Below are 15,076 nucleotides of genomic sequence, written 5' to 3'. Positions count from 1 at the left end.
ATAGAGCCATAGCCGCGAAAGTAGCCATCAAATAGCGGGCGGCTTTAGCCTTTGTCTAACGAACACATTAACTGTCTTTTTCTGCTTTTCATGTTAGTTTCGGCCATGACTGACGTTCGGAATATTCGCCTGCACTCAGGACCTTCCATAACGCCCGCTGATGCCGAGGCCAACCGGTGGAGCTTCGCGCTTGAATCCGCCGGTTTGGGTGTCTGGGATTCCAACCTTGTCACTGGTCAATGCTATTACTCTCCCACATGGAAAAGAATGCTGGGCTATCGTGAAGACGAACTTGGCGATCGGAGTGATCTTTGGCTGACGCTCATCCATCCTGATGACAGGCAGCGGGCAATCGAAAGCGGGGAACGGCACATATCCGGCGAAATTCCGCAGATAGAAACGGAGTTTCGGTTGCGCCACAAGGATGGTCACTGGGTCTGGGTTCTGGACCGGGGCCGCGTAGTGGAATGGGATGAGAACGGTAATCCGTCAAGGATGATCGGGGTCCAAACCGATATAAGCGACCAGAAGAACGCCGAACATCAGCTGACGCTGCTGAACGAGCGCATCCAGCTGGCGCTGGATGCTGGTCAGGTCGGGTTGTGGCACTTCAATATCGAGACCGAAACGGTGTTGTGGGACCGGCGCATGCGTGAGATCTTCGGCATCGGTCCGGGACCTGAGGAAGTTCCTCGTGCAACCTGGCATAACCTGCTGCATCCGGACGATGCGGCGAGGGCAGAGCGCGAGATAGAGTCCACGTTTGAAACCGGCGAACCGATGAAGACCAGCTATCGTATCGTCAAGCCTGACGGCGAGATACGGCACGTCTTTGCGCTCGCCCGGCTGGTCCGGCACGCGACGATGCCCGATATGCTGATGGGGAGTATCTGGGATATTACGGAGGAGGTGCTGAATGCAGAAGCACTTGCCCGGGAAAAAGATCTTTACCGGATAACACTTCAATCGATCGGCGACGCAGTGCTGACTACTGACGTCGATAACAATATTACGTTTGCCAATCCTGCCGCAGAAAAATTACTTCAGCGCGACGCCGATGATCTCGTCGGTTCGCAGCTGGATGAAGTATTGAACCTTGTTGATGAAGCGACAGCCAACGCACTTCCCTCTACGACCAGCCGGGCAATGCAGCTTGGCGAGACGATTGAAGGCGGGGAAAACGTGGTCTTTATCCGTTCCGACGGAATGCGACGCTCCCTGAGGGATATCGCCTCTCCGCTCTTTGATCTTGCGGGTGCGATAACCGGTTCGGTGCTGGTGCTTCAGGACGTGACCACCGCCCGAAATCTTCAGCGGGAGCTTTCCCACGCTGCAACGCACGACGCCTTGACGGGGCTCCTTAATCGTACCGCATTCGAGGCGGCGGCATCTTCGCTGATGGAGCGAAGTGGCGGAAACACGTTGCACGCACTGCTTTATATCGATCTCGACCGGTTCAAGATGGTCAACGACACGCTCGGCCATGCGGCGGGCGATGCCTTGCTCAAACTGGCGACGTCGAGCATGAACACGGCCTTGCCGGCGACCGCCATCATCGGGCGCTTGGGCGGTGATGAGTTCGCTGCGCTCCTGCCAATTGCCAGCTTTGACGAGGCGGAAGAGACTGCGGAGCGGCTGATCGATGAAATCCGGACCATCCGGCTGCCTTGGGGCGGAAAAATCCAGAACATCGGCGCAAGCATCGGGATTGCGGCGCTCGATGAACCCGGGGTCACGCTAGCCGAGGCGATCGCGCGTGCCGACGCTGCCTGCTACGCGGCCAAGGCTGAAGGACGTAATCGAAGCGCAGTTTATAATATAGCAACGGGTGCCGCGCGACAGAACCTGGCAAGTATACAGGCTGCGTCAGGTATCCTGGAGGCCCTGTCCGAAGGTAGACTTGAGGTCTATGGACAGGAGATCAGAGCGATATCAAACACAAGCGATGATGGTATCTGTATCGAAATACTGTCGCGGATGACCGGCGACGACGGAAACATCATTGCTCCAGCCGAGTTCATACCGGCTGCCGAGCGCTTCGGGCTCATGGGTATAGTGGACCGGTGGATCATCCAGCATACGCTCGAGACTTATGGTTTGAAGGTCATGGACATGGAAAATGTGTCCATCGCCATTAATCTTTCAGCAAATACGATAAGCGACCCGACGCTTTGGCCCTTTCTACAAGCAGCGATGGAGAAGACCGGCGTGGCCCCGTCGCGCTTGATATTCGAAATTACGGAAACTACTGCCATCAACAATTACGAAGCTGCCGAACACTTCGTCCGGGAGGCACGTGCATCAGGATGCCGTATAAGTCTGGACGATTTTGGTACTGGCCTGAGTTCATTTGGTTATTTACATCATTTCAAGGTCGACAGTATCAAGATCGACGGCGCCTTTATTGAAAGGCTTTCAGATAGCCGCCTCGATCAAGCCGTCGTTGCTTCCATAGGAGGCATTGCGCGGGAATTGGGCGTCGATGTCATCGCGGAACACATCGAGGATGCGCAGGCGGTGGACATCCTGAAATCTCTCGGAATAGGCTATGGGCAAGGTTTTCTTTTCCATCGACCGCAGCCGCTCGAAGCACTTTTGAGCCGTTTGGAAAGTGCGGAAGCACCCTAGCCAAACACGGAAAACAACCGGCTGCACTTAATCTTCAACCACGGGTAGTTAAACCTACGCCAAAAACCCAGATTCTTGTGCAAGAGCCGAAGCTTTTGTTTCCAGTTCTACTTTTTTCACTTCAAACTCCCGCGAATATTGATCTCGACGATGCGTTAGCCAAAGGATCGGCAAAATGAATTATGATGCGGATGCAATTATCATAGGTGCTGGCCTCGCGGGGCTTGTTGCGGCTACCGAACTGACGGACGCCGGCAAGAAGGTGATCATTCTCGACCAGGAGCCGGAGCAAACGCTCGGCGGCCAGGCGTGGCGTTCCTTCGGCGGATTGTTCTTCGTCGATTCTCCCGAGCAGCGTCGATTGCGCATCAGGGACTCGCACGAACTCGCCCTGCAGGACTGGATGGGGTCGGCCCGATTCGACCGGGAGGAGGATCACTGGCCGCGGCGGTGGGCGGAGGCCTATGTCGATTTTGCAGCGGGTGAAAAACGCAGCTGGCTGCACGCGCAGGGCATGCGCTGGTTTCCGGTCGTCGGCTGGGCCGAACGCGGTGGATCGCTCGCGACTGGCCACGGCAACTCGGTGCCCCGGTTTCATATCACGTGGGGCACGGGGCTTGGGGTCGTCGAGCCGTTTGTACGGCGGGCACGGGAAGCCGAGGAGAGCGGGCTCCTGGCTTTTCGCTTCCGGCACCGGGTAACGGCACTCGCCACCAGTGCGGGGGCGCTCGATACGGTCGATGGCGAAATTCTGCAGCCGAGCGATGTCCAGCGCAGCGAGCCAAGCTCGCGCAGTGTCATCGGAAGCTTTTCCCTGAAGGCCCAGGCGATCATCGTCTGCAGCGGCGGCATCGGCGGCAACCATGATCTCGTGCGCAAGAACTGGCCCGCCCGGCTCGGAAAGCCGAAACATCTCATCTGCGGCGTGCCGGACCATGTGGATGGGTTGATGCTGGGCGTTGCACAGAAGGCGGGAGCGCATCTCATCAACGAGGACCGCATGTGGCACTATGTCGAAGGTGTGAACAACTGGAACCCGATCTGGACCAAGCACGCCATCCGTATTCTGCCGGGGCCGTCATCGCTATGGTTCGACGCGCTGGGCAACCGTATGCCGGCGCCATGCCTGCCAGGCTTCGATACGCTGTCAACGCTAGACCATGTGATGAAGAGCGGCTTTGACTATTCCTGGTTCGTGCTGAACCAGACCATCGTCAAAAAGGAGTTCACGCTTTCCGGCTCCGAGCAGAACCCCGACTTCACCTCAAAAAGCTGGAGACAGGTACTGAAGCGTGCGCTGGGTGGCGTCCCGGCTCCAGTCCAGGCCTTTCTCGACAATGGAGAGGATTTCATCGTGGAAAAGGACTTTTCCGAACTCGTCCGCCGCATGAACGCCTTGACAGGCGACAACCTGATCCATGCAGAGAAGTTGAAGGCTCAGATCATCGCCCGTGATCGCGAGATCGACAATCCATATACAAAGGACGCGCAGATCACCGCGATAAGGGGTGCCCGCAACTATATCGGCGACAGGCTGGTTCGCGTGGTCCCGCCACACAAGATTCTCGATCCCAGGCATGGACCTTTGATCGCGGTGCGCCTCAACGTCCTGACACGTAAATCGCTTGGCGGCATTGAGACGGATTTGAGTGCACGCGTCCTGAAGGCGGATGGGGAACCGTTGCCCGGTATCTATGCAGCGGGGGAGGCGGCGGGTTTCGGCGGCGGCGGCATGCATGGCTATAATTCGCTCGAAGGAACTTTTCTGGGCGGCTGCATCTTTTCGGGCCGGACCGCCGGTAGAGCCGCGGCCAAGGCAGTATAACCGGACTTCACCTAGCCAGCTTGTGTCCGCATTTCCGGCTTGCGATCCCATGAGAGGATGCATAAGATGTTGTCACTGACAACATTGAGGTTTCACATGAGTGCCGTTGATGAATTCCGCAGTTTCAACCGCTTTTTCACGAGGGAAATCGGACTGCTCGACAAGCATCTGCTTGCTAGCGACTACACTTTGGCCGAGGGCCGGGTGCTCTACGAACTGGCAAACAATGGCGAGCAGACAGCCGCCGATCTCGGCCGGAGCCTTCAGATGGACAAGGCTCATCTCAGCCGCATCGTGGCGCGTTTCGAAAAGCGCAAGCTCGTGCGCGTTCGTGCCAGTTCAACCCATGGCAGGCAGCGGCTCATCGCTCTGACGCCAGCGGGCCAGGAGGTTTTTTCGGGCCTGAACCGGCGTTCGCAACTTCAGATCGAACGCATTTTGGCTCCCCTCAACGACAATGAACGCGGGCGGCTGATTTCTTCCATGCGTCAGATACGCAGCATTATCGACACGGACCAGACGCCGGACAAGGTGACGTATCGCAGCCCGCGCCCCGGCGATCTTGGCTGGGTCATCCACCGGCAAGCGGTGCTCTACCATGAGGAATATGGTCTGGACTGGACCTATGAAGCGCTGGTTGCGGAAATCCTGTCCAAGTTCGTGACGACCTTCGAGCCGGCACGCGAGGCGGCGTGGATCGCCGAGTATGCGGGGTCTATCGCAGGCTCGATATTCCTCGTTCAGAGCGACGATTCCATGGTCGCGCAATTGCGGCTGCTCTATGTCGAACCCAGTGCCCGCTGTCTTGGTATCGGCCGAACCCTCGTCGCAATGTGTATCGATCGAGCGCGCGAACTCGGCTACCACAAGATCAAACTCTGGACGAACGACATTCTGATCTCGGCCCGGCGCATCTATGAGGCAGCGGGATTTCAGCTTGTGGACGAGGAAAAACATCATTCCTTTGGCCAGGATCTGGTGGGTCAGACCTGGGTGCTGGATCTTCGGCCGGGCGGGGCGCCTGACAAGTAGATGCTGTCACATTGAACCCGGCCGATGCAGACCGACAGGCGAGACATCGTTGTAATCTACGATCCAATCGCGCATGTTGCTGCAATGCAGCGCCTTCATCGCCACGATGGAAGCAGGGAATCGGGGACTTATCAAACCAGAAAGGATTGCCGGAGTGATGACGAATGCAGACCGGATCAGCACGATCGTCAAAGGAGATGCCATCCTTTCAGTTGAAAATCTGACGATCGACCTTCCCAAGGGAATGGAGCGCCGCTACGCGGTCGAAGACATTTCTTTCGAGCTCTGCTCCGGAGAAATCCTGTGCATCATCGGCGAGTCAGGTTCCGGAAAGTCCGTCACCGCCAATGCCATCATGGGCCTGCTGCCATCTTCCATCCGTCCCAGCAATGGAGCAATCCGCTTCAAGGGCATGGACATCCTCAAGGCCAGGGAAGCGGATGTGCGCGAACTTCGCGGCCGCGCTGTTTCGATCATTTTCCAGGATCCGCTTTCCGCGCTCAATCCGCTGATGACGATCGGCTCACAGATCGCCGAGGTCATGGAAGTGCATAATGTCGGCACGCCGCAAAGCCGCGCAAAGGCCGTGCTCGACCTGCTTGTCGAGGTCGGTCTGCCAGACCCGCTTCTCATGCAGCATCAATATCCCTTCCGGCTGTCCGGCGGACAACGCCAGCGGGTCATGATAGCAATGGCCCTGGCGCTCGGCCCGGACGTCCTGATTGCCGATGAGCCGACGACGGCACTCGACGTGACGACGCAGGCGCAGATCCTTGAACTGATCCGCAAGATTCAGCGCGACAAGCACATGAGTGTCATGTTCATCACACATGATTTCGGCGTTGTTGCCGAGATAGCAGACCGCGTTGTCGTGATGGAGAAAGGCAAGATCGTGGAGCAGGGAAAAGCGGATGACGTGCTCAATCATCCAGTGCATCCTTATACGCAACGCCTCACAGCGGCCGTTCCGCGCATGCGCGACAAGGACAGGGCGAGCGATGCACAAACCCCTGTCGTGCTCGACGTGCAGAAGCTCAACAAGATCTATACGAGCGGCGGCGGTTTCTTCACGAAAGGCCGTCAGGTCCACGCGGTCAATGATGTGAGTTTCAGCATCCGCAAAGGGCGCACATTGGGTGTGGTCGGTGAATCGGGTTCCGGAAAATCTTCGCTTGGGCGTGTTCTTCTCAAACTGATGGATGCGGATGGCGGCAAGATACTGTTCAATGGACAGGACATCGCCCCGCTGAATGCCGATCAATTCCGGTCCATGCGGCCATATATCCAGATGATCTTCCAGGACCCCTTCGCGTCGCTCAATCCCCGTCACACGATCGGACAGATTCTTGTCGTCGGGCCGATGGCGCACGGCGTCAGTGCCGTCGATGCCAGGGCCAAGGCGGTGCAGCTTCTTGAACTTGTCGGCCTGGATGAAGGCGCATACGACCGCTATCCCCATGAGTTCTCTGGAGGGCAGCGGCAACGCATTGGCATTGCCCGTGCGCTGATGTTCGACCCTGTGCTCCTCGTTGCCGATGAGGCGGTGTCGGCGCTCGATGTTTCCATACAGGCACAGATTCTCGAACTCTTGACCAAGATTCAGAAACTGCTTGATGTGGCGATAATCTTCATCACCCATGATTTGCGCGTGGCAAGCCAGATTTGCGACGACATCGCGGTCATGTATCGCGGCGAAATAGTCGAATTCGGACCGCCCTCGCAAATCTTCCGCAACCCGGCGCACGCATATACGCAGCGGCTGGTCTCGGCTATTCCAGGCAGCCAATGGGAACCGGCTGCCTGAAAATCGGGCTCTCAGTGCCCGTCAAGCGCCCGTTTGGCCTGTCAAACGGGCAATTTCCCTGTTCACGTCTTATTCCTGCAAGCTGACACAAAAAAATAGTTGCATTTGTCCACTATTTGCCGAAGCATGTGAATTGAAAGCTGCATAACCAATTTACAAGCCTTGGAAGCCTGGACGTATCGGAACGTGTCGGGAACCGAAGGAATTTGCCCAATGCCGAAGGTAACTCCAAAGCCGACGACGATCGAACATGTCGATCTGGACGTGCTCGAGAATACGTTGAGTTTCTACATCCGCACGATGAACATCGCGGTGTCCCGCGACCTGGACGAGCGCCTGGAGGGATACGATGTGGCGCGCGGCACAGGCAAGATCACCACGCTTCTGCTTGTTGACAGCCATCCGGGTATTCGGCCTTCGGTCATTGCGCAGATCATCATGAAGGATCGGTCGGCCATGGGACGTCTCATCGACCAGATGATAGAGCATGGCTTGCTGACACGGCAAACGTCAGAACGCGAGCGACGTGCACACGAGCTGTTCGTGACGCCGAAAGGCGCCGAGCTTGCCGCAACCATCCGGCCGATCGTCACCGAACAATCAAAGGATTTCTTCTCGTTCATTGCCGAAGAGGAGCAGGCGCAAGTCATGGACATATTGCGGCGTGCATACCGGAAGATGGTTGGGATGACGGGGGAGCAACATTGATATGAGCGAAGAACGCGTCGTTTTGATATCGGGGGCAAACAGGGGGATAGGCGAAGCGATTGCCCGTCTTCTTGGCGCTGCGGGATGGCGTTTATCCCTCGGAATGCGCAAACCGCAATTGCCGGACTGGGCTGATCCGGAACGCGTGCAACTGGTTTCCTACGATGCCGATGACCCATCGGCGGAGGCCGAATGGGCAAAGCGGGCATTGTCGAAGTTCGGGCGGATCGACGCGGTTATCGCCAACGCCGGCATCATGATCCCGAAGAACGTCATCGAAGCCGATGACAGCGAGCTCGATGCGATGCTGGCAGTCAATGTCAAAGCACCGCGCCGCTTGGCTGCGGCAGCCTGGGACGCCCTCGGCAAGAGTGGCCGGGGCCGCGTGATCATACTCGGTTCGCTCTCCGGCAAGCGCGTCAAATCCGCGGGGGCCGGCCTCTACTCCATCTCCAAGTTCGGTGCCGTCGCGCTTGCACACGGCATTCGCCACGCGGGCTGGGACCTTGGCATACGCGCAACGGCGCTATGTCCGGGTTTTGTCGCAACGGACATGGCACGGGCCCTGACCAACCGCCCCGATGAACTCATGACCGATCCCGACGACATCGGCCGGATCGCTGTAATGCTGCTCGACCTTCCCAATGAGGCGAGCGTCGCCGAATTCACCATCAACTGCCAGTTAGAGGAATCCTATTAAAATGCCCGGTCCTTATGTCGTGCGCGTTAACGGCGACGAAAACCTGCCTGAAAAAGTCGACGTTGTTGTTATCGGTGGCGGTATTATCGGCACCTCGACAGCGCTGGAACTTGCCGAGCGCGGCCAAAAGGTGGCGCTGTGCGAAAAGGGAGGCATCGGCCAGGAACAATCGAGCCGCAATTGGGGCTGGGTACGCATTTCCAGGCGCGATCCGCGCGAAGTGCCGCTCATGGCCGAGGCGCTGCGCATCTGGTCGGGTTTCGACAAACGGCTGGGCCGCGACACGGGCTACAAGCGTGCCGGCATCATATTCGCCTGCCCCGACGACAAATCCTATGAAGAGCATGAAAGCTGGGGCAAGAATCTCGAGGGCTATCAACTGCCGAGCAGGATGGTCAGCGGCGCTGAACTCGACGCGCTCCTGCCCGGCGGCAACATGAAACTCAAGGGTGCCCTCTACACGCCTGCCGACGGCCGCGCCGAACCGCAAAAGGCCGCCCCGGCCGTGGCTGAAGCTGCGCGCGACAAAGGGGCGGCGATCCTCACCGAATGCGCAGTGCGCGGCATCGAAACGTCCGGCGGCAAGGTCTCCGGTGTCGTTACCGAGCGCGGCCGCATCGCCTGCGACGCTGTCGTTCTCGCCGGCGGCGCCTGGTCCAATCTCTTCTGCGGCCTCTATGGAATAGACCTGCCGCAACTGAAGGTGATGAACACCGTACTGCGGACGAAGCCGCTGGAAGGCGGGCCGGAGGCCGCTCTCTGGTCCAAGGACTTCGCCATACGCAAGCGCCAGGATGGCGGCTACACGATTGCGTCCGGGCACGAGAACATCGTCGATATCGTACCGAAATCCTTCCGCTACGCGCTGAATTTTCTTCCCGCGCTCAAAATGGAATGGAGCTCCCTGTCATTCCGGTTTGGCGGCCGCTTCTTCGAAGAAGCGCGCATGCCGGCGCGCTGGAACATGGATGAGGCAAGTCCGTTCGAATATAACAGGGTGCTCGACCCCAAGCCTTCGCTGGACATGTCGAACAAAGCGTTCAACGGGCTCAAGGCTGCCTTTCCGGTCTTCAACAAGGCCGAGATTGCCCAGCGCTGGGCTGGCTATATCGACGTCACACCCGATGCTATTCCCGTGATTTCCGCAGTGGACCAGATTCCGGGCTTTCACATCGCAACCGGGTTTTCAGGGCATGGGTTCGGCATCGGGCCGGCGGCAGGCCGCCTGATGGCGGATATCGTAACCGGCCGCTCGCCCGTCGTCGACCCGACGGATTTCCGTTTTTCCCGCTTCAGCGACGGCACGAAGGTGCGGCCGCTCAGCGGGTTCTGAGATCGGCGTGGTTGAGGAGCCACGCGGTAACGAGAATGCTCTGCCGAACGGCAGATAGAATGCAGACTGGTACATTGAACAAACCAATAAAGAAGGGAAACGACAATGTCTGATAAGCATCGAAATTCAATTCTCCACCCAACCAGGCGCCAGGCATTGGCGATGATGGGCGTCGTTGGTGCAACTGGTCTCGTCATGCCGGGCATCCTCGGGCGTGACAAGGCTTATGCTGCTCCGCCCTCGGCTCCCAAGGGCCAGGTCATCATCGGTTTCTCGCAGGAGCCAACGGTTTTCAACCCGCACATGCTGCATATCGAAGTGGACGAAGGTATCCATTTCAGTGTCTTCGACCCGCTGTTCAACGTCGACCCGGAAGGCAAGTTCACACCGGCGCTCGCTGTCGAGGTTCCGACAGTGGACAATGGCGGTATCTCCGCCGACGGCCTCAACTGGAAGGTGAAACTGCGCGACGGCGTGAAGTGGCATGACGGCAAGCCGTTTACCGCCGAGGACGTAAAATTCACGCTCGACCTCGTCGTCGACAAGGACTTCCGCAGCGCGCGTCGGGCGGGCCATGATCAGGTTCGCGACATCAAGGTTGTCTCGCCGACGGAAATCACCTGGCGGATGGAAAAGCCCTACGCGCCTTATGCTTCGATCCTGGCCGCGACCTTCATCGTCCCCAAGCATATTCTCGAGCCGGAAAAAGACAGGAATACCGCACCCTTCAACAACGCACCTGTTGGCACGGGGCCGTTCAAATGGGTCGAACGGGTTGCGGGCGATCATATCGAACTCGCTGCAAACACGGATTACTATGGAGAGGGTCCTTATCTGGAACGGGTAATCTACAAATACATTCCGGATCTCACAGTACTCTATACCCAGTTCAAGACCGGCGATATCGATGTCACCGGCCTGCAATGGATCACGCCCGATCATTACGACGAGGCCAAGGCGCTGGAAGGCAAGACGGTGCAGGTGGTTCCCGGAGGGACGGTCGAGTCGGTCACTTTCAATATGGAAAAGCCGCAGTTCAAGGATCCTGCCGTTCGTCAGGCGCTCTATCATGCGCTCGACAAGACAACCATCATCGACGCTCTCTACTATGGTTTGCCGGCACCGACGGAAACCTACATGCCGCAGCAATCCTTCTACTTCAATCCCGATCTGCCCAAGCATGAATTCGACATCGAGAAAGCCAAGAAACTGCTGGACGATGCCGGCTGGAAACCGGGCGAAGACGGTATCCGCGCCAAGGATGGGGTGCGGCTTTCGTTCTCCAACTCGACCACGGCAGGCAATCACATTCGCGAACAGGTGCAGCAGTTCATGCAGCAATCGTTCAAGGATGTCGGCGTGGAGATGACAATCTCCAACCTGCCGCCGGCAGTCATGTGGGGCGAATACTGGATGCAGTCGAAATTCGATTCCGTCGTCGTGGGTCTCGACTTTCTCACGGGACCCGATCCCGACACATCGGACTATTTCCTGACAAGCTCGATCAATGCGAAGGGAGGGGCGGGCCAGAACACGTGGCAGTACTCCAACCCCGAAGTCGACAAGCTTCTTGCCGAGGGTGGACAGGTTTTCGTGCCGGAAGAGCGCAAGAAGTCCTATCTCAAGATACAGGAGATCATCCGCTCCGAATTGCCGTTCCTGCCGATTTTCCAGTACGCGACCATTCGGGGGCGCAAGAAGGGCATGACCGGCTTCACCCCCAACGTGAACAATCGCATCGATTCCTGGAACGTCGGGTCCTGGTACTGGGAAGAGGCATAGGATCGAAAGGGCCGGGGCGACAATCCCGGCCCGTCCAGCCTTCGAACCGCTACCGGAGATCGTTGCAATGACGCGATACATATTGAACAGGCTCGGGCAAAGCCTCGTGCTGCTCGTGCTGGTATCCATGATCGGCTTCGCCGTGCTCAATCTGGCGCCCGGTGGCCCGCTGTCGCAATTTGCGCTGACGCCGGGCATGACCCAGGCCGACCTTGACCGGATCTCGGCGCAAATGGGTCTCGACCGGCCTCTGATCGTGCAATATGCGGACTGGTTCTGGCGGTTGCTTCGCGGCGATTGGGGACGCTCCTTCCGCGACAGCCGTCCGGTTCTCGATGTCATCAGCGGGCACTTCGGAGCGACGCTGCTGCTCATGGGCACGGCAACGGTCATCTCGGTCACGATCGGTACCTGGGTTGGTATCAAGGGTGCGACGAAGCGCTATTCGATCTTCGACTATGCCGCTACGGTTGGCGCCATGGTCGCGTTATCCATCCCGACATTCTGGTTCGGCCTGGTTGCAATCTACATTTTTTCGCTGAAGCTTGGCTGGCTGCCGGCAGGCAATATGTACACGATCGGAAATGGTTCGTTCCTGGATTACGCCGTTCACCTGATCATGCCGGCCATGGTTCTGGCACTTGTCGATGTGGCGGTCTGGAGCCGCTACATGCGAACGGCGACGCTTGATGTGATTAACCAGGATTTCGTCCGCACGGCCCGGGCCAAGGGCATGACGCCGCGCCGGGTCCTGATGAAGCATGTGGTCGGCAATGCATTGCTGCCGATGATAACGCTGGCTGGCTTGCAGGTGCCGACGCTCCTCGGGGGAGCTCTCGTGACGGAGACAGTATTCACCTGGCCGGGGATGGGGCGTCTGTTCCTCGACAGCCTGGGCTATCAGGACTATCCCGTGGTGATGGGCCTCCTGATGTTCTCGGCCATTCTCGTTCTTCTCAGCAATCTAGCGGCAGACTTGCTTACGGCATTCGTCGACCCGCGCATCCGGCTGACATAGGGGGTTCGCGATGTCCGTTTCCTCAACACCCGGCGCCATCTCCGTCAAATCCGCGTGGTGGAACAGCCGCACCTTCCGGCGGTTCGTCCGGCACAGGCTCGCTGCACTCGGCGTGGTGATGGTGATCATCCTCACGCTTGCCTGCATCATCGGTCCCTACCTTCTGCCCTACAATGATCTTTATATCGATCTGCGCGCACGCTTTTCGCCGCCGCTGACCGGATATCATTTTCTCGGCACCGATCCCCTGGGGCGCGATCTTGCTGCCCGCCTGTTGATGGCAGGCAGGATTTCGATGCTGGTGGGTTTCGCTGCCATGGTCCTGAGCACGCTCATCGGTGCAACGATCGGTGTGGTTGCCGGTTATTACGGCGGACGGATCGGCACTGTTCTGATGCGGTTCGTCGACGCGGTCCTGTCTTTCCCAAGCATCTTTCTGCTTCTCGCCCTGGCCGCGTTCATCAAACCCAGTCCGATCATGATCACGGTCATCATCGCGATCACAAGCTGGATGGAAGTCGCACGCATCGTCGAGGCCGAGGTGCGTTCACTGCGCGAGCGGGATTTCATCATGGCAGCGCGCATGCTCGGGCTCAGCAACCGCTGGATCATGTTTCGCGAACTTCTGCCGAACGCGATGGGACCAATCATCGTCGCGGCTACACTTACTGTGGCGAGGGCGATACTCCTTGAGGCCTATGTGAGTTTTCTCGGCTATGGCATTCAGCCTCCCCTGCCGAGCTGGGGCAATATGCTCAACGGTGCGCAACAATATCTGCAGTCCGCACCCTGGCTCGCCATTATTCCGGGTGTGGCGATCACGCTTGCCGTGACCAGCTTTAATTTTATTGGCGATGGCCTGCGCGATGCGCTCGATGCCCGTAGCGATCTGAACTAGGAAAGGGAGATCGATGCCGAAACTCTCCTCCTTCGAAGCAACGCTCTGGTATGCGACGGCCGCACCCGCGCCGGAAACCGCGCACTTGACCGGCACGATCCGGGCGGATGTCTGTATCGTCGGCGGTGGTTACACCGGTTTGACGACCGCGCTGCAACTCGCGCGTTCGGGCGTGAAGGTCGTTTTGCTGGAGGCAAAGGAGATCGGGTTTGGCGGCTCCGGCCGCAATGCCGGACACTGCACCCCGACATTCACGCACTATAGTCTGCCCGAACTTCGCAAGATGCTTGGAGAGCCATGGGCGGAGCGATTGATACAGCGCCAAACCAGGGCTAACGACCGGGTCTCCGAGATGATCTCTCAGTATAAGATCGAGTGCGAATGGCAGCAAAACGGTTATGTGATGGGTGCCCATTCGCCAAGTGCGATGAAAGGCATCGAAGAGAAGACGAGAGACTATAACGCAGTTGGTGCCAGGACGCGGGTTCTGGACAAGCGCGGGGTCGAAGCGATCACCGGCAGCCCGCGTTTCCACGGCGGCTGGTTTCACGCCGAAGCCGGGCATCTCAATGCACTTGGCTATGCGCGCGGACTTGCACGGGCCGTGATTTCCGAGGGTGGCGCAATTCACACGCAATCGCCTGTAACCAAGGTTGAGCGCGAGGGCCAAGGATGGTCGGTCAACACGCCCCAAGGCAGTGTCATTGCAGACAAGGTGATATTCGGGACCGGCGCCTATACGGTCGGTGGCTGGCCCCGCCTCGACACCACGTTCAAAATCCAGCGCGTATTCGTTGCAGCGACGGAGCCGCTGCCGAAGGACCTTCGGTCGAGCGTCTTGCCGCAAAATACCACGATCCACGACGGGCGCGGGGACATTTTCGTTTATAAGTACAATGCCGAGGGACGGGTCGTGGCATCGATGTTCCCGATGGGGAGACGAGGCAAGGACATTGCCTATACAAAACAGGTGATGACTGACCGGCTCAGATGGCTTCACCCGCAAATCCGTCAAGAGATACACTGGGATTTCTTTTGGTTCGGTGATCTGGATATGCAATATCGCACTATTCCGAGACTGTATGATCTCGCGCCCGGCGTCGTTGCACTTACCGGCCTTTCCGGTCGTGGCGTTCCGACAGGGAGCATGCTTGGCGGTATTTTGTCGGAATGGGCGCTGGGTGTGCCTGGCAGAGACTTGGCCATCAAGCTCGAACCCCTGACGGCAGCACCCTTCTATATGAGTTTTGGGCCGCAACTGACACTACGCTACTATCGCGTGAGAGATTGGCTTACCGCCAAGCGGGACCGCGCGGCTTTGCCACCGCACGCCTGATCAAGACGCCTA

Annotated in this window: 11 protein-coding genes; all 11 read left to right on the top strand. The window is 58.3% G+C overall.

Going from position 1 to position 15,076, the window contains the following annotated elements:
- The first annotated feature begins 90 nt into the window (after positions 1-90).
- Positions 91-2,628 carry an EAL domain-containing protein gene (locus CU100_RS22405; protein WP_106718850.1) on the top strand — a complete coding sequence of 846 codons (2,538 nt, stop codon included), beginning with the start codon at positions 91-93 and terminating at the stop codon, positions 2,626-2,628.
- Between the two features lie 175 nt (positions 2,629-2,803).
- Positions 2,804-4,453, top strand: coding sequence for an FAD-binding dehydrogenase (locus CU100_RS22400; protein ID WP_106718849.1), 1,650 nt, complete (start codon positions 2,804-2,806; stop codon positions 4,451-4,453).
- 66 nt (positions 4,454-4,519) lie between these two features.
- A complete protein-coding gene (locus CU100_RS22395; RefSeq protein WP_245419200.1) occupies positions 4,520-5,485 on the top strand; it encodes a bifunctional helix-turn-helix transcriptional regulator/GNAT family N-acetyltransferase in 966 nt (321 codons plus the stop codon).
- 157 nt (positions 5,486-5,642) lie between these two features.
- A complete protein-coding gene (locus CU100_RS22390; protein ID WP_245419209.1) occupies positions 5,643-7,289 on the top strand; it encodes an ABC transporter ATP-binding protein in 1,647 nt (548 codons plus the stop codon).
- 213 nt (positions 7,290-7,502) lie between these two features.
- On the top strand, positions 7,503-7,997 hold the full coding sequence (locus CU100_RS22385; protein ID WP_106718847.1) for a MarR family winged helix-turn-helix transcriptional regulator: 495 nt from the start codon (positions 7,503-7,505) through the stop codon (positions 7,995-7,997).
- 1 nt (position 7,998) lies between these two features.
- On the top strand, positions 7,999-8,697 hold the full coding sequence (locus CU100_RS22380) for an SDR family NAD(P)-dependent oxidoreductase (protein WP_106718846.1): 699 nt from the start codon (positions 7,999-8,001) through the stop codon (positions 8,695-8,697).
- Position 8,698: 1 nt separating this feature from the next.
- Positions 8,699-10,030, top strand: coding sequence for an NAD(P)/FAD-dependent oxidoreductase (locus CU100_RS22375; protein ID WP_106718845.1), 1,332 nt, complete (start codon positions 8,699-8,701; stop codon positions 10,028-10,030).
- Positions 10,031-10,135: 105 nt separating this feature from the next.
- On the top strand, positions 10,136-11,812 hold the full coding sequence (locus tag CU100_RS22370) for a peptide ABC transporter substrate-binding protein (RefSeq protein ID WP_106718844.1): 1,677 nt from the start codon (positions 10,136-10,138) through the stop codon (positions 11,810-11,812).
- Between the two features lie 67 nt (positions 11,813-11,879).
- Positions 11,880-12,830 carry an ABC transporter permease gene (locus CU100_RS22365; RefSeq protein WP_106718843.1) on the top strand — a complete coding sequence of 317 codons (951 nt, stop codon included), beginning with the start codon at positions 11,880-11,882 and terminating at the stop codon, positions 12,828-12,830.
- A gap of 10 nt (positions 12,831-12,840) precedes the next feature.
- Positions 12,841-13,728, top strand: coding sequence for an ABC transporter permease (locus CU100_RS22360; protein WP_106718842.1), 888 nt, complete (start codon positions 12,841-12,843; stop codon positions 13,726-13,728).
- Between the two features lie 13 nt (positions 13,729-13,741).
- On the top strand, positions 13,742-15,064 hold the full coding sequence (locus tag CU100_RS22355) for an NAD(P)/FAD-dependent oxidoreductase (RefSeq protein ID WP_106718841.1): 1,323 nt from the start codon (positions 13,742-13,744) through the stop codon (positions 15,062-15,064).
- Positions 15,065-15,076 lie beyond the last annotated feature (12 nt).

Origin of the sequence: Phyllobacterium endophyticum (assembly GCF_003010935.1) — a bacterium.
Taxonomy (GTDB): Bacteria; Pseudomonadota; Alphaproteobacteria; order Rhizobiales; family Rhizobiaceae; genus Phyllobacterium; species Phyllobacterium endophyticum.
This window is presented reverse-complemented; position numbering and strand designations above follow the sequence as displayed.

Excerpts from the sequence above, each read along its gene's own strand:
- CU100_RS22405 (WP_106718850.1), top strand. The coding sequence starts at position 91 with ATGTTAGTTTCGGCCATGACTGACGTTCGGAATATTCGCCTGCACTCA.
- CU100_RS22400 (WP_106718849.1), top strand. The coding sequence starts at position 2,804 with ATGAATTATGATGCGGATGCAATTATCATAGGTGCTGGCCTCGCGGGG.
- CU100_RS22395 (WP_245419200.1), top strand. The coding sequence starts at position 4,520 with ATGTTGTCACTGACAACATTGAGGTTTCACATGAGTGCCGTTGATGAA.
- CU100_RS22390 (WP_245419209.1), top strand. The coding sequence starts at position 5,643 with ATGACGAATGCAGACCGGATCAGCACGATCGTCAAAGGAGATGCCATC.
- CU100_RS22385 (WP_106718847.1), top strand. The coding sequence starts at position 7,503 with ATGCCGAAGGTAACTCCAAAGCCGACGACGATCGAACATGTCGATCTG.
- CU100_RS22380 (WP_106718846.1), top strand. The coding sequence starts at position 7,999 with ATGAGCGAAGAACGCGTCGTTTTGATATCGGGGGCAAACAGGGGGATA.
- CU100_RS22375 (WP_106718845.1), top strand. The coding sequence starts at position 8,699 with ATGCCCGGTCCTTATGTCGTGCGCGTTAACGGCGACGAAAACCTGCCT.
- CU100_RS22370 (WP_106718844.1), top strand. The coding sequence starts at position 10,136 with ATGTCTGATAAGCATCGAAATTCAATTCTCCACCCAACCAGGCGCCAG.
- CU100_RS22365 (WP_106718843.1), top strand. The coding sequence starts at position 11,880 with ATGACGCGATACATATTGAACAGGCTCGGGCAAAGCCTCGTGCTGCTC.
- CU100_RS22360 (WP_106718842.1), top strand. The coding sequence starts at position 12,841 with ATGTCCGTTTCCTCAACACCCGGCGCCATCTCCGTCAAATCCGCGTGG.
- CU100_RS22355 (WP_106718841.1), top strand. The coding sequence starts at position 13,742 with ATGCCGAAACTCTCCTCCTTCGAAGCAACGCTCTGGTATGCGACGGCC.